The 14,597-nt window shown below is 73.4% G+C and carries 14 protein-coding genes; 5 read left to right on the top strand and 9 right to left on the bottom strand.

Annotated elements, in window-relative coordinates:
* Positions 1–60: 60 nt before the first annotated feature.
* From ACLWS4_RS01645 to ACLWS4_RS01635, 3 genes are all read right to left on the bottom strand, one after another.
* The gene (locus tag ACLWS4_RS01645) at positions 61–726 is read right to left on the bottom strand and encodes a GntR family transcriptional regulator (protein ID WP_049652728.1); all 666 of its coding nucleotides are present in this window, start codon (positions 724–726) and stop codon (positions 61–63) included.
* A 44-nt stretch (positions 727–770) separates the two neighbouring features.
* Positions 771–1,853 (bottom strand): enoyl-CoA hydratase/isomerase family protein, encoded by a 1,083-nt coding sequence (locus ACLWS4_RS01640; RefSeq protein WP_416873121.1) that lies wholly within the window; start codon positions 1,851–1,853, stop codon positions 771–773.
* 149 nt (positions 1,854–2,002) lie between these two features.
* Complete coding sequence (locus ACLWS4_RS01635; protein ID WP_049659275.1) at positions 2,003–2,656, bottom strand: TetR/AcrR family transcriptional regulator; 654 nt, start codon at positions 2,654–2,656, stop codon at positions 2,003–2,005.
* Between the two features lie 101 nt (positions 2,657–2,757).
* Here ACLWS4_RS01635 and ACLWS4_RS01630 point away from each other — a divergent pair, with 101 nt between their 5' ends.
* On the top strand, positions 2,758–3,528 hold the full coding sequence (locus ACLWS4_RS01630) for an SDR family oxidoreductase (RefSeq protein ID WP_380737517.1): 771 nt from the start codon (positions 2,758–2,760) through the stop codon (positions 3,526–3,528).
* Positions 3,529–3,618: 90 nt separating this feature from the next.
* Here ACLWS4_RS01630 and fahA read toward each other — a convergent pair whose 3' ends face one another.
* The 5 genes from fahA to ACLWS4_RS01605 form a co-directional block, all read right to left on the bottom strand.
* Positions 3,619–4,842: a fumarylacetoacetase gene (gene fahA / locus ACLWS4_RS01625; protein WP_380775786.1), complete on the bottom strand. Its 1,224-nt coding sequence runs from the start codon at positions 4,840–4,842 to the stop codon at positions 3,619–3,621.
* Positions 4,839–5,750 (bottom strand): hypothetical protein, encoded by a 912-nt coding sequence (locus ACLWS4_RS01620; RefSeq protein ID WP_416873120.1) that lies wholly within the window; start codon positions 5,748–5,750, stop codon positions 4,839–4,841. The genes fahA and ACLWS4_RS01620 overlap by 4 nt, the downstream gene beginning before the upstream one ends.
* A complete protein-coding gene (locus ACLWS4_RS01615) occupies positions 5,747–6,949 on the bottom strand; it encodes a homogentisate 1,2-dioxygenase (RefSeq protein WP_049659946.1) in 1,203 nt (400 codons plus the stop codon). Before ACLWS4_RS01615 ends, ACLWS4_RS01620 begins: the two co-directional genes overlap by 4 nt.
* A 140-nt stretch (positions 6,950–7,089) precedes the next feature.
* A complete protein-coding gene (gene hppD / locus ACLWS4_RS01610; protein WP_049659944.1) occupies positions 7,090–8,304 on the bottom strand; it encodes a 4-hydroxyphenylpyruvate dioxygenase in 1,215 nt (404 codons plus the stop codon).
* 229 nt (positions 8,305–8,533) lie between these two features.
* Positions 8,534–9,898 (bottom strand): phosphoribosyltransferase family protein, encoded by a 1,365-nt coding sequence (locus ACLWS4_RS01605; RefSeq protein ID WP_416873119.1) that lies wholly within the window; start codon positions 9,896–9,898, stop codon positions 8,534–8,536.
* 364 nt (positions 9,899–10,262) lie between these two features.
* Between ACLWS4_RS01605 and ACLWS4_RS01600 the strand changes: the two genes are divergently transcribed.
* The 4 genes from ACLWS4_RS01600 (at position 10,263) to ACLWS4_RS01585 (ending at position 12,736) form a co-directional block, all read left to right on the top strand.
* Positions 10,263–10,667 (top strand): hypothetical protein, encoded by a 405-nt coding sequence (locus ACLWS4_RS01600; protein WP_416873118.1) that lies wholly within the window; start codon positions 10,263–10,265, stop codon positions 10,665–10,667.
* Entirely contained in the window at positions 10,664–11,074 is a 411-nt protein-coding gene (locus ACLWS4_RS01595) for a hypothetical protein (protein WP_074004210.1), read from the top strand. Before ACLWS4_RS01600 ends, ACLWS4_RS01595 begins: the two co-directional genes overlap by 4 nt.
* 46 nt (positions 11,075–11,120) lie before the next feature.
* Positions 11,121–11,786, top strand: coding sequence for a hypothetical protein (locus ACLWS4_RS01590; RefSeq protein WP_416873117.1), 666 nt, complete (start codon positions 11,121–11,123; stop codon positions 11,784–11,786).
* A gap of 239 nt (positions 11,787–12,025) precedes the next feature.
* The gene (locus ACLWS4_RS01585) at positions 12,026–12,736 is read left to right on the top strand and encodes a response regulator (RefSeq protein ID WP_234348413.1); all 711 of its coding nucleotides are present in this window, start codon (positions 12,026–12,028) and stop codon (positions 12,734–12,736) included.
* A 116-nt stretch (positions 12,737–12,852) separates the two neighbouring features.
* Here ACLWS4_RS01585 and ACLWS4_RS01580 read toward each other — a convergent pair whose 3' ends face one another.
* The gene (locus ACLWS4_RS01580) at positions 12,853–14,568 is read right to left on the bottom strand and encodes an acyl-CoA dehydrogenase family protein (protein ID WP_416873116.1); all 1,716 of its coding nucleotides are present in this window, start codon (positions 14,566–14,568) and stop codon (positions 12,853–12,855) included.
* Between the last annotated feature and the right edge of the window lie 29 nt (positions 14,569–14,597).

The raw sequence follows: 14,597 nt of genomic DNA, 5'->3' as shown, positions 1-14,597 counted from the left end.
GCGATGATCGATCATCTCTATGCGAACTTTATGGGGAAGGGCAACCCCGGCCCGAGCGGCTCAGTCGGAGTGCCGGGCGTACTCCAGGACGTGCTCGGCCAGCAGCCGGCCGACCGCCGGGTCCTGCCGCCGGAAGGCCTCGATCAGCGGCCGGTGGTCGGCGGCGTTCTCGTGCAGCTCCGGCCGGACCCGGTGCAGCGACAGCACCGTCCACACCTCGACCCCGAGGCCCTCCCAGGCCCGCAGCAGCGTCCCGTTGCCGGAGGCGGCGACGATCTCGCGGTGGAAGGCCACCCCGTGCCGGGCCTGGCCGAGGGCGTCGCCCGCCGCCGCGGCCGCCGCCATCCGCTCGGCGTGCCGCTCCAGCGCTGTGGTGTCCCCGGCCAGCCGGACCACCGCCGACTCGGCGGCCAGCCGCTCCAGCGCGGCCCGCACCTGGTAGACCTCGCGCAGCTCGGCCGGGCCGATCTCGCGCACCCGCACGCCCCGGTTGGGTTCGGCGTCGAGCAGCCCGAGGGTCTGGAGCGCGCGCAGCGCCTCGCGGACCGGCGCCTGGCTGACGTTCAACTCGGCGGCCAGGCGCCGCTCGACGATCCGGTCCCCGGGCTGCCAGCGGCCGTTCAGCAGGCCCTCCAGCAGCAGCCCGCGCACCTGCTCGCCCAGCGGCACCCGGGACAGCGGGTCGGTGCCCCCGGCCGGGGTCGGCGGCGGGACCGGGTGGTTCATGGCGGGCTCCAGGTGTGCCGTGAAAGTGGGGAAGGGGGTGGGGCTCAGGCCAGGCCCAGTTCGTCGCCCTCGCGCGGGGCGAGGAAGCGGGCGACGTCCGCCTCCGTCACCTCGGCGAGCGTGCCGGGCTTCCAGCGGGGGTTGCGGTCCTTGTCGATCACCTGCGCGCGGACGCCCTCGACCATGTCGTGGCCCTCCAGCGCGGCGCAGGAGATCCGGTACTCCTGGTCGAGCACGGCCTCCAGCGAGGGGAGCGTACGGGCGCGGCGCAGCGCGGCCAGGGTGGTCTTCACGGCGGTGGGGGAGTTCGCCAGGACGGCCTCGGCGGCCTCCTTCGCCTCCGGGACACCGGAGTTCAGCAGCCGGTCGACGATCTCCTCGACCGTGTCGGCCGCGTAGCAGGCGTCGATCCAGGGGCGCTGGGCGGCCAGTGCGGCGGGCGGCGCGGGCTCGGCGTGCGCGGCGACGACGGCCGCGACGGCGGAGGCGACGGCGGTGGTGGTGTCGGGCGCCGTGGCGGTGCTCCGGCCCAGGGCGTCGAGCAGGTCCGGGATGCGCCGCGAGGGCACGAAGTGGTCCGCGAACCCGCACAGCAGGGCGTCGCCCGGGCCCATCGAGGCCGCGCTGAGCCCGAGGTGGGTGCCCAACTCGCCCGGGGCGTGGGCGAGCAGCCGACTGCCGCCGACGTCCGGGGCGATCCCGATCCGGGTCTCGGGCATCGCGACGGTGGACCGCTCGGTGACGATCCGCACCGCGCCGTGGGCGGACACGCCGACGCCGCCGCCCATGGTGATGCCGTCCATGACCGCGACGTACGGCTTCGGGTAGCGGGCGATCAGCGCGTTCAGCCGGTACTCGTCGCGGAAGAACGCCCGGGTGCCGGCCCCGCCCGCCTTGGCGTCGTCGTGCATCGCGCGGATGTCGCCGCCCGCGCACAGGCCGCGCTCGCCCGCGCCGGTCAGCACGACGGCGCGTATCCGGTCGTCCGCGGCCCAGCCGTCCAGGGTGGCGCGCAGGGCGGTGACCATGACGTGGGTCAGCGAGTTGAGCGCCCGCGGGCGGTTCAGCACGAGCCGTCCGACGCCGCCGTCCAGGAACGCCTGGACCTCCGCCACCTCTGCGTTCATCGGGCCCGCTCCCGTTCCTCGGTGCTGTCGTCGGCGATGGTGATTCCCACCGTCCACCGTACCGGGGCGGGCGCCCGTTGTGATCACTCGCCCGGCGATCATGTTTCCGACGGGCGCTCCAGGGGCGCTCCGCGGGTGCGCGGGAGGCGCTACGGCCAGGCGCGCAGGGCGAGTTCGGCGGTGCGGGCCAGGTCGGCGGGGGTGGCGCCGTCGCGGGCCTGCTGGGACATGCCCTGGAGTACCGCACCGAAGTAGCCGGCCAGCCCCTTCGGGTCGGCCTCCGGCGGCAGTTCGCCGTCCTGCTGTGCCCGGCGCAGCCGCTCCTCGAAGGTGCGCAGGTTCCCGTTGCGTCGCTCGCGCAGCTGGTCCTGGATGACGGCGTCCTGCGGGGTCACATTGGTGGCGGCGGAGATCACCAGGCAGCCGGCCGGATGCGACGGGTCGGCGTAGACGGCGGCGGCCTCGCGCAGGATGCGGGCGAAGGCGCCGTACGCGGTGGGCTCCTCCGCCAACGCGACGGCCGCGAACTCGCCGGCGGGGGAGTGGCCGTACTGGCGGACCACCTCCTCGAACAGCGACCGCTTGTCACCGAAGGCCGCGTACAGGCTGCCGGGGCGGATGCCCATGGCGGTGGTGAGGTCGGTGACGGAGGTGGCCTCGTAGCCGTGCTGCCAGAACAGCCGGGTGGCTGCGGCCAGGGCCTCGGCGCGGTCGAAGGCCGGCGGGCGTCCGCGACGGGGAGTGCGCGGCGGGCCGGTGGGCCCGTCCGGGGATGCCGTTGTCGCCGCGTGCGCCTCTGTCATGCGCTGAATTTTAGAGCACTCACTCAAGAAGTGTGTGCTAGCGTATTTCTTGAGCGATCGCTCAAGAAATACGCTGAGTGCAAGCAGGAGGGGGCTCGGACATGGGCGCGGACAGGCTTCAGGGCAAGACGGCACTGGTCACGGGGGGCAGCAGGGGGATCGGCCGGGCCATCGCCCGCCGGCTCGGGCGGGACGGCGCCACCGTCGCCGTCGGCTACGCCCGCGATGCGGTGGCGGCGGAGGAGGTGGTGGCGGGCATTCGGGCGGACGGCGGGCGGGCCTTCGCGCTGCCCGCCGCGCTCGGGCGGCACGGCGACGCCGTCGCGCTGTGGGAGGCCTTCGACGCGCGGATAGGCGAGTACGCGCCGGCCGGGGGTGTCGACATCATCGTGAACAACGCCGGGATCGGGCGCAGCTCCGACCTCGCCGGCCTGACCGAGGAGGAGTTCGACGAGGTCTTCGCGGTCAACGTCCGCGCACCGTTCTTCATCGTCAAGCACGGGCTGGAGCGACTGCGTGACGGCGGCCGGATCATCAACATCTCCAGCGGCCTGGCCCGGCTCGCCATGCCGGAGATCATGGCCTACGGCGCCACCAAGGGCGCGCTGGACACCTTCTCGCTCAACCTCGCCCAGCAGCTCGGGCCGCGCGGGATCACCGTCAACTCCGTGGCGCCCGGGATCATCGACACCGACCTCAATGCGGAGTTCCTGGGTGATCCGGAGGCGCGGGCCTGGGCGGCCTCGGTCGCCGCGCTCGGCCGGGTCGGGGCGCCGGAGGACATCGCGGACGTCGTCGCCTTCATCGCCTCGGACGACGCGCGGTGGATGACGGGGCGCGTGGTCGACGCCACCGGCGGCTCGCGGCTGTAGGCGGGAGCCGCCGGCGGTGGGCTGGCAGATAACAGCTAACAGATGATGAAATCTGTCAGCTGTTATCTGTTATCCGTCGGTCGTGGGCCCTCAGCCCCGCACGCGCCCGGTGACCTCGCCGAACCCGATCACGGCGCCGTCCGGCCCGGGCGCCGTGGCGGTGATGGTCACCTCGTCGCCGTCCTCGAGGAACGTCCGGGTCGTCCCGTCCGGAAGCTTCAGCGGCTCCTCGCCGTTCCAGGTCAGCTCGATCAGCGCGCCCCGGGTGTCCCGCTCCGGCCCGCTGACCGTCCCCGAGGCGAACAGGTCGCCGGTGCGCAGCGAGGCGCCGTTGACCGTCATGTGGGTCAGCTGCTGCTGTGCCGTCCAGTACATGGTGGCGAACGGCGGCCGGGAGACCTGGTGCCCGTTCAGCCGGACCTCCATCGCCAGGTCCAGGCCCCACGGCTCGCCGCCCCGGTCGTCCAGGTACGCCAGCGGCTCGACGTCGCGCTCCGGCGGCGTGACCCGGGCGTGCTCCAGGGCGTCCAGCGGCACGATCCACGGCGAGATGGAGGTCGCGAAGGACTTGCCGAGGAACGGGCCGAGCGGCACGTACTCCCAGGCCTGGATGTCGCGCGCCGACCAGTCGTTGAGCAGGCAGACGCCGAACACGTGCTCGCGGAAGTCGTCCAGCGCGACCGGCCGGCCCAGCTCCGACGGCGTGCCGACGACGAAGCCGACCTCGGCCTCGATGTCGAGCCGGCGGGACGGCCCGAAGGTCGGCGCGGCGTCGGCGGGCGCCTTGCGCTGCCCGGACGGCCGCACCACCGGCGTGCCGGAGACCACGACCGTGCCCGCCCGCCCGTGGTAACCGATCGGCAGGTGCTTCCAGTTGGGGGTGAGCGGCTCTGAGCCCGGGCGGAAGATCCGGCCCAGGTTGGTGGCGTGGTGCTCGGAGGCGTAGAAGTCGACGTAGTCGGCGACCTCGAACGGCAGGTGCAGCTCCACCTCGTCGGCCGGCAGCAGCGCCGGCGACAGGGCCTCGCGGAAGGACTCGTCGGTGAGCCAGGTGGTGAGGTCCGCCCGCACCCGGCTCCAGACCGGGCGCCCCGCCGCCATCAGCGGGTTGAGCGAGTCCGCGTCCAGCAGCACCGACGGCGCTCCGGCCGCGCGGGCGGCTGCCCCGGCGTCCAGCACGAAGTCCCCGACGCGCACGCCGATCCGGCGCCGCCCGGGCTGGTCGGCGGCGGTGAAGACGCCGTACGGCAGGTTGTGCACGCCGAACGGCGAGTCCTGGGCGCTGGCGAGCCAGCTGCTGGGGGTGGTGCTCAACGGTCCTCCTGGTGCAGTGGACTGGGCGACGACAGCAGGCCGAGCGCGGCCAGGTCACCCAGGGGCTCGGCGATGCTACAGGTGCCGAACGCGGTGAACGAGTTGCGGATCACCACGATCTGACGGTCCGTCAGTGCGCGTGCCGCCTTGGCCAGCACCTCGCCGTCGCGTTCCGCCAGCACCGCCGCCGCGGCGGCCCGGTCGGTCTCCTGCGCGGCCAGCAGCACGTTCAGGAAGCCGTGGTGCTCGAAGCCGGTCTCCGGGTCGGTGTGCCGGACGGCGTTGTGCAGCCCGGCCGTGCACTTGTACGGCAGTCCGCGCTGCGCGCAGCCGGTGAGGAAGGCGGCCAGTTCATCCTCGTCCGGGAAGGCCTCGGCGACCAGCCCGCCGGTGCGGAACTTCGCCCGGTACGGGCTGTCCACCAGCACGTCCAGGACGGCGTCCAGCCCGTCCCCGCGCAGCAGTTCGCGCGGGAGTTCGACGGCGGCGGGGACGTCCGGGGGCAGCAGCCGGTCCAGCGCGGCCACCGCCTCGGCGGCGTCCCGGGTGGCCAGCTCGACGCCGGCCAGCTCGAACGGCGCGGCGGCGGCGAGCGCCGGGGCGAGCTCGGTGCTGCCCCCCGGCAGCACCAGCCCGACCTTGAGCGGCCGGTCGCCCGCCACCACCGAGTCGTCCGCCTCCGCGGCGCCCGGAACCGCGCCGGCCGAGACCGCCGCGGCCAGCTCGCCCAGTCGGCCGGCCCCGCAGAGGAAGGGCCCGACCGCCTCGGCGTACCAGGCCGCGCGGTGCGCCCGGTGCGCGGGCACCGCCTCGGCGACCGGCAGGTTCCCGGGCGGGAACACCGCCGCGTCGTCGAACAGTCCGCGGAACAGCTCGGGGATCACACCCCCCGAAGGCAGCGCGTTCATCGCCCGGGCCCCCGACCGGCCCAGGTCCAGGCGTAGTTGGCGTCCTCAGTGGCCCGGCCGCCCTCGCCGAGCTCCAGCGGGCGGAAGGTGTCCACCATGACGGCCAGCTCGTCGAAGAACTCCGCGCCGATGCTGCGCTCGTACGCCCCCGGCTGCGGCCCGTGGGTGTGCCCGCCCGGGTGCAGCGAGATCGAGCCCTGGCCGATGCCGGAGCCCTTGCGGGCCGCGTAGTCGCCGCCGCAGTAGAACATGACCTCGTCGCTGTCCACGTTGGCGTGGTAGTACGGCACCGGGATCGCCAGCGGGTGGTAGTCCACCTTGCGCGGGACGAAGTTGCAGATCACGAAGCCGTTGCCCTCGAAGACCTGGTGGGCCGGCGGCGGCTGGTGGATCCGGCCGGTGATCGGCTCGAAGTCCTTGATGTTGAACGCGTACGGGTACAGGCAGCCGTCCCAGCCGACCACGTCGAACGGGTGGTGCGGCACGGTGTAGCGGGTGCCCGCGATCCCGTTCGGGCCGCGGTGCTTGACCAGTACGTCGACGTCCCCGGGGGCGTCCACGACCAGCGGGCCGACCGGTCCGCGGAAGTCCCGCTCGCAGTACGGCGCGTGCTCCAGCAGCTGCCCGTACTTGGACAGGTAGCGCTTGACCGGGGTGATGTGGCTGTTCGCCTCGATGCAGTACGCGCGCAGCGGCTCGTCCCCGGCCGGCACCCAACGGTGGGTGGTGGCACGCGGGATGACCACGTAGTCGCCCTGCCCGACCTCGATCGAGCCGAACACCGTCTCGACCGTGCCGGAGCCGGACTCCACGTACACGCACTCGTCGCCGAGCCCGTTGCGGTAGAGCTCGCTCGGGGCCCCGGCGGCGACGTACGAGATCCGTACGTCGCCGTTGCCGAGGACGAGCCGGCGGCTGCCGACGACGTCCGCGGACTTCCAGTCCTGGTCCGCGAACAGCTCGTGCAGCTTGAGGTGGCGGGGGAGGAGGGGGTGGTTGGGCACCGTGGACTGGTCCGGCAGCTCCCACGGCACCGCGTTGACCACCGCCGAGGGGATGCCCCGGTGGTAGAGCAGTGAGGAGTCCGAGGAGAACCCCTCCTCGCCCATCAACTCCTCGTAGTACAGCCCGCCTTCGGGGGTGCGGTGCTGGGTGTGCCGCTTGGGCGGGATGCTTCCCAGCTGCCGGTAGTACGCCATCTCCGTGGTCCTCCTCGACCGTTCGGCAGAGATCCGTTCGTCAGAGCCTGCCAGAGTCTGTCAGGGCCCGGACAGGCCCTTGTCAGGGTCCGTCCGGGCTTCTACAGAGCTCGTCAGGGTCCGTCAGAGCCCTCGGACGCTCACAGGTTGCCGCGTCGGTCCTGCTCGCGCTCGATGGACTCGAAGAGCGCCTTGAAGTTGCCCTTGCCGAAGCCGAGCGAACCGTGCCGCTCGATGAACTCGTAGAAGACGGTGGGGCGGTCGCCGATCGGCTTGGTGAAGATCTGCAGCAGGTAGCCGTCCTCGTCGCGGTCGACCAGGATGCCGCGCTTCTTCAGCTCCTCGACCGGCACCCGGACCTTGCCGATCCGCGCGCGCAGCTCCGGGTCGTCGTAGTAGGAGTCCGGGGTGGAGAGGAACTCCACGCCGCGCGCCCGCAGCACGTCCACGGTGGTGAGGATGTCGTTGGTGGCGAGCGCCATGTGCTGGCAGCCGGGGCCGGTGTAGAACTCCAGGTACTCGTCGATCTGGGACTTCTTCTTGGCGATGGCCGGCTCGTTGAGCGGGAACTTCACCCGGTGGTTGCCGCTGGCGACGACCTTGGACATCAGCGCGGAGTAGTCGGTGGCGATGTCGTCGCCGACGAACTCGGCCATGTTCACGAAGCCCATGACGCGGTTGTAGAACGCCACCCACTCGTCCATCCGGCCCAGTTCGACGTTGCCGACGGCGTGGTCGAGGGCCTGGAAGAGGCGCTTGGGCGAGCCCTCCGGATGGGTGACCCGGCTCTCCGCGACGACGTAGCCCGGCAGGTACGGGCCGTGGTAGCGGGAGCGGTCGATCAGGGTGTGGCGGGTCTCGCCGTAGGTGGCGATGGCCGCGCGGCGCACGGTGCCGTTCTCGTCCGAGACGTCGTTCGGCTCCTCCAGCACGGTGGCGCCGGTCGCGCGGGCGTGCTCGATGCACTTGTCGACGTCCGGGACCTCCAGGGCGAGGTCGACGACGCCGTCGCCGTGGCGGCGGTGGTGGTCCAGCAGCGGGCTGTCCGGCTGGACGCCGCCCTTGATCACGAAGCGGCAGGAGCCGGAGCGGAGCACGTACGCCTTGCGGTCGCGGCGGCCGGTCTCCGGGCCGGAGTAGGCGACCAGCTCCATGCCGAAGACGACCTGGTAGAACTGCGCCGTCTGGGTGGCGTTGCCGACCACGAAGACGACCGCGTCCTGGGCCGTCACCGGGAAGGGGTCGGCGGCGGCGTCGTGCTCGACGAGGCCGACGAGGCGGCGCAGCTGGTCGGCGTCAAGACCGGCCTCGCGCTCCTCGGGGGTCAACTCAAGGGCGTGGGACTGCGGGGTCATCGCTCGTTCCTCCACTTCGGGCCTCGCCGTCGAGGCTTCCGCTGGATCGCGACCGCACCGAACGGGTGGGCGGTGTGGTTGCGGAGAGCTTGCTCCTGTCGGGGTGGTTGGGCAACAGGTCGGATTTTGACTGCTCAATGTGTACAAGCTGATCAGAAATTCCCGCTGTCAGCTGCGCAAAATGCGCTGCTCACCGGGGGTGAAGCACGAAGTCTGCGCAATGGGACGGTCACGCGCTCCCGGGGCCGACGGGGCGCGGGAGGTGGCGGAGGAACCAGTCCGCGGCCAGCTCGGCGACCCGGTCCAGGGTCCCCGGCTCCTCGAACAGGTGGCTCGCGTGCGGCACCACCGCGAGCCCGGTCTCGCAGCGCAGTCGGCTCCGGGCCCGCCGGTTGAGGTCGAGCACGGTGGGGTCCAGCGACCCGACGACGAGCAGCGTCGGGGTGCGGACCCGGGCCAGGGTGTCGGGCGCGGCGAGGTCCGGGCGGCCGCCCCGGGAGACCACGGCACGCACCGCCGGGCCCAGTTCGGCGGCGGTGTGCAGCGCGGCCGCGGCGCCGGTGCTGGCACCGAACAGGCCGAGCGGCAGGCCCCGGGTCTCGGGCACGGTGGCGTCCGGGCCGCCCTCCGCCGGGCCCAGCCGCCGGGCGACGGCCGTCAGCCGGCCGCCCAGCAATGCCACGTCGAACACGTTCCGCCGGTCGGGCTCCTCGGCCTCGGTGAGCAGGTCGAACAGCAGCGTGGCCAGCCCGGTGCGGTTCAGGTACTCGGCGACGTGCCGGTTGCGCGGGCTGTGCCGGCCGCTGCCGCTGCCGTGCGCGAAGACGACGACCCCGCGCGCGCCGACCGGGACGGTCAGCCGGCCCGCGAGGCGGACCCCGGCGACGGGCAGCGGCAGCTCCCGGTCGACCCCGGTGGAGGCCCCGGGTTGGTCGCCGGCGGCGGCCTCGGCCAGCAGCCGCAGCACCTCCTCGTCCTCGGTCTGCGAGAAGTCGGCGTAGAACTCGCCGATCGCGTAGAACGGGGACGGCGTGTCGACGCAGACCAGTTCGTCGGCGACCTCGTCGAGACGCTCGGCCCAGTCCGCGGGCGCGACCGGCACCGCGAGCACCACCCGCGCCGCGCCGCGCTCCCGGACGATCCGGCAGGCCGCCCGGGCGGTGGACCCGGTGGCGATGCCGTCGTCCACCACGACCACCGTCCGTCCGCGCAGGTCGGCGGGCGGCCGGTCACCCCGGTATCGGCGGGCCCGGCGCGCCAGCTCGGTGCGCTCGCGCCGTTCCACCTCGGCCAGTTGGCCGTCCGTGACCGAGGAGAACCGGATCACCTGCTCGTTCAGCACCCGGACGCCGTCCTCGCCGATCGCCCCCATGCCCAGCTCGGGCTGGTACGGCACGCCGAGCTTGCGGATCACGCAGATGTCCAGCGGTGCGCCGAGCGCCGCGGCGACCTCGGCGGCCACCGGCACGCCGCCCCTCGGCAGCGCCACGATCACGGTGTCGGGGCCGGCCAGGTGGCCGAGCCGGGCGGCCAGCCGACGGCCCGCCTCGGTGCGGTCGGCGAAGCGGGTGAAGTGGGTTCCGGTGACGTGCATGACACGGCCTCCGGTTCCACCGTACGTCGTTCCGGGCGGCTCGGGGCGGTCGCGGACGGGGCTCCCGGGGTGCGCGCGGACGGGGTTCCCGGGGTGCGTGCGGAGGGCGGTGCGCGGGATCAGGAGCCGCGGCCGGACCGGGGGCGCGACCAGGGTGCGACCAGGGCGGGAGCAGGGCAGGACCCTGGCGCGACCGGGGCGGGACCGGAGCGGGATCCGGCCGGGACGGGGCCGGGATCCCGGATGGGAGCGGGCTGGGAGCCGGACGGGACGACACCCCCGTGTGGCCGGGACAACGGGCGGCGCACGGTGGATCACAGAGGCGGACCGCAGCGCCCGCCCGCGACCGGAAGGAGCGCCCGTCATGTCGGGCACCGTGATCACCGACCTGCGCCGCCGAGGCGCCGTCGACCCCGGCCGCCTGCTCGCCGGGCCGCTGCGCGGCGTCGGCCTGCGACGGCTCGACCCGGGCCGGCGCACCGAGGTGGCCGCCGACGGCGTCGAGCACGCGCTCTACGTCACCGCCGGCTCCGGTCTCGCCGAACTGCCCGATGGCGCCGTGCACCCGAACCAGCCGGACCACCAGGACCGCCAGGACCGCCAGGACCATCCGGAGCGTGCCGAGGTCGGCCTGCCGCTGGTCGAGGGCACCGCGATCGTGCTGCCGCTCGGCTCGCGGACCGTGCTGACCGCCGGCACGGCCGGACTGGAGTACTTCCACGCCGTCCTCGCCGTCCCGCCCTCCTCCGAAGAAGGTGACCCCAGGTGATCGTCACCACCGACACCGGCGCGGCCATGGTCGTCATCGGCCCGAACGGCGAGCGGGTACGGATCCGCTCCCTCGCCCGGCGCCCGATGCTCGCCAGCGCCTGCGAGACCTTCGACCACCTGCGGCTGAGCCCCGGAGCCCACCACGTGCTCGCGGGCCGGCCCGACACCGAGACCGTCCTGCACGTGCTGCGCGGAGCCGCCGTCGTCGGGCAACTCTCCGACGAGACCGACCACTTGGCATCCGTTGGGGACCTGCTGATGGCCCACCGCGGCCGCACGCTGCACCTCGAAGCCGGACCGCTCGGCGCGGAACTGCTCTGCCTGACCCTCGCCGTCCCCCGGCACACCGCCGGCGCCCGGGCCGCCCCGGCCCGCCGCCGAGCCACCCGCCGCGACCGGCCCTGACCGGCCCCGACGGGTCCTGCCAGTCCTCGATCCGAGGAGACCCCTCGTGATACTCGTCCCCGCTGCCGTCCCCCGCACCGCACCCGCGTTCCAGCGGCTGATCGACCCCGAGCAGCGGCCGGCCGTCCGCGCCGGACTCACCGTCGAGGCGCTGCCGCCGGGCGTCCGGGTCGAGCAACTCCCTTACGAATCCGTCGAATCGGTGACCGTGGTGCTCTCCGGTCGGCTGCTCGCGGCCGGCCGGATCCTCTCCCCGGGCGAGGCGCTGCACCACCGGCCCGGCACCTCCTACCGGCTCACCGCCGTCCGCGGCGCGCCGACCGCAGTGCTCACCGTCCGTCCCACCCCGCCCCGGGCCGTCATCCCGGCCCAGCGGTCGGGCTCCGCGCCCGCCCCGAGCTGGCGGCAGGTGGAGGTGGGCGCCGTACGGCTCGACCCGGTCGGTGTCTGCGGACCGTACGCGGACCGGGCCGCCGACGCCTTCCTGGTGGTCCTCTCCGGAGCCTCCTCCTTCCTCGGCGAGCTCGGTGAAGTGCCGCTGCTCCCCGGCGACTTGGTCTACGTCCGGGCGGGGGAGCGGTACGGCCTCCGGGCCGGCCGCCGCGGACCGGTCACCGCCGTCCTGGGCCGCGTCGGGACCCCCGGCGCCGCCCTGGGGCCGGAGTGGGACAGCAGGCCCATGCGCTCGGGGCAGGCCGATCCGCAGGGGTGAGGGCGCGAGGCCGCGAGGCCGCGGTGAGATGACAGTCGACAGCTGACAGAGTTCAAAATCTGTCAGCTGTCGACTGTCATCTGTTATCCGCCCGCCCGCCCGCCGCCCGCCCGCCCGCCGCCCGCCCGCCCGCCGCCCGTCCGTCGCCGTCGGGTGCGGCGGGCGGCGGGCCGACACGCGGAGGGCTTCACGCGCACGTCACGGAAAGTCACGCGATCGCCGCTGATAGTGTCGGCCGGGTGGATGAAGAACAGCCGGTGGAACCCGCGGACCCGGCCGGAGACCCGCCCGTCCGTGTGCTGATCGTCGACGACCACCCCCTGTTCCGGGAGGGGCTCAAGGCGGCACTGGAGAGCGCCGAGGGCGTCCTCGTGGTCGCCGAGGCCGAGCGGGTCGCCGACGTTCCGGGGGCGGTCGCCCGGCACCACCCCGACGTGGTGATCATGGACCTCTCGCTGCCCGACGGCTCCGGACTGGAGGCCGTCCGGCAGCTCGCCACCCGGGAGGCGCCGCCGCCGGTGCTGATGCTGACCATGTCGGACGACGACGGGAACCTGCTCGCCGCCCTCCAGGCGGGCGCGCGCGGCTACCTGGTCAAGGGGGCCGGGCGGGAGGAGGTGCTGCACGCCGTGCGGACGGTCGCGACGGGCGGCGCGGTGTTCGGCGGCGAGGTGGCTGGGAGGATCACCGCCCTGCTGGCCGGGGCGAGGATGCGGGAGGCGGGGCAGCTCTTCCCCGAACTCACCGCCCGCGAGGCCGAGGTGCTGGGCCTGGTCGCGCGCGGGCTGGACAACCGGCGGATCGCCCGGGAGCTGGTGGTCGCGGAGAAGACCGTCCGCAACCACATCACCCACATCTTCGAGAAGCTGCACGTCGCCACGCGCGCCGAGGCGGTCGCCCGGGCCCGCGACATGGGCCTCGGCGACGGCCGGACTTCCCCGGAGCGGTGAACCGGAGCGGTGAACCGAGGAGCGGACGGGGAAGGTGAACGCGGGCGGTGGGCCGGAGAAGTGAACCGGGGGTGCCGGCCCGCCGACCGGCACCCCCGGAGTCCTGCCGCTCCGCCCTACGGCCGCATCTCGTACGCGCCGGAGAGCGCCTCGACCCGCTCCCACACCCGCGCGTCCCGCGCCGGGTCCGCGACCGGGCGGCGCACGTTCGTCAGCGCCCAGGCGGCCTGCTCCTCGGTGGCCGAGGCCTTGCCGTGCAGCTCGGTGGCGTGCGCGGAGAAGTCGCGGACCAGCGCGTCGAAGATCCGGTCCAGCACGTCGCCGCCGTCCTCGGAGGCGGTCAGACCGGTCAACTCGGCCTGCTCCAGCACCAGCTGGCCGTAGACGATCAGCGCGAACAGCTGGCCGATCTCCAGCAGGAAGTCCAGGTCGGCCTGCTGCTCCTTGCTCGGCGCGTTCTCGAGCAGCAGCGCGCAGAAGCCGTCGGCCTGCTCGCGGAAGCGGGCGACGTTGGGCAGCGCGGCGTGGCGGTCGTAGGCGGCGCGCCAGTCGTGGAAGCGGATCGCGCCGAGGCCGCGGGCCGGGCCCTGCCGGAACAGGAAGTCGTCGTCGGCGGCGTCCAGGCGGCTCGGCACCGGGGCGTAGTCGGCCGGGGCGAACAGGTAGTTGCCCATGAACTTGAGGATCAGCGCCAGGTTGACGTGGACGGTGCCCTCCAGCTTCGGCAGGCCGCGGATGTCCTTCGCGGCCTTGTCGAAGTAGGTGTCCGCCTCGAAGCCCTTGGCGGCGATGACGTCCCACATCAGGTCGATGACCTTCTCGCCCTCGGTGGTGACCTTCATCTTGGTCATCGGGTTGAACAGCAGGTAGCGGCGGTCCTCGGGGGAGGCGGTGCGGAAGTAGTCCACGGCCCGCGCGCTGAACAGCTTCATCGCCACCAGGCGGACGTAGGCGTCGGTCAACTCCCGCTTGACGTGCGGGAAGTCGGTGACCCGCTTGCCGTACAGCACCCGGTTGTGGGCGTGCGTGACGGCCTCGTACATCGCGTGCTCGCAGATGCCGATCGAGGCGGTGCAGAGGTTGAACTTGCCGACGTTGACGGTGTTGAGCGCGGCGTCGAAGGCGGCCTGGCCGGTGTGCAGCACGTCCTCGGCGCGCACCGGGTAGTCCTCCAGGCGGAACTCGCTGACGTACATCTGCGCGTTCACCACGTTCTTGACCAGGTGGTACGTGTCGTGGCGGCTGTCGGCGGCGAAGAAGACGTAGCCCTCCGGGCCCTCGACGTCCGAGCGGCGGCCGAACACCGAGACCAGGCCGGCCACGTTGCCGTTGCCGATGTAGTACTTGGAGCCGGTCGCGGTGAAGCCGCCCTCGCCGTCCGGGGTGAGGATCATGTCGGTGGAGTAGATGTCCGCGCCGTGGGTGCGCTCGGAGAGGCCGAAGGCCATCACGTGGCCCTCGGCCAGCAGCTTGGCGGCGCGGGCGCGGACGGCCTCGTTCCCGCTCTGCCAGACCGGGCCCAGGCCCAGGATGGTGACCTGCCAGGTGTACCAGTAGCCGAGGCCGTAGAAGCCGAGGATCTCGTTCAGCTCGGCGATGCGGGCGGTGTCCCAGCGCTTGTCGGGGTCGGCCGAGGCGGGGGTCAGGAACTCCGCGAACAGGCCCTCCTGCGCGGCGAAGTCCAGGAAGTCGGCGTACCAGCTGCGGTCGATGTAGGTGTCGATCAGCGCCTTCTTGCCGCGGGACTCGAACCAGTCCACCGTCGCGCGCAGCAGCCGGCGGGTCGGCTCGTCGAACTGTGCGGGGTCGTAGTTGCGCGGGTTGAAGAGCATCGAGGGGCTCCCGGGGGTCGAGGGTGTGA

Source organism: Kitasatospora sp. SC0581 (genome assembly GCF_048159585.1).
In the GTDB taxonomy this organism is placed as follows: domain Bacteria; phylum Actinomycetota; class Actinomycetes; order Streptomycetales; family Streptomycetaceae; genus Kitasatospora.
This window is presented reverse-complemented; position numbering and strand designations above follow the sequence as displayed.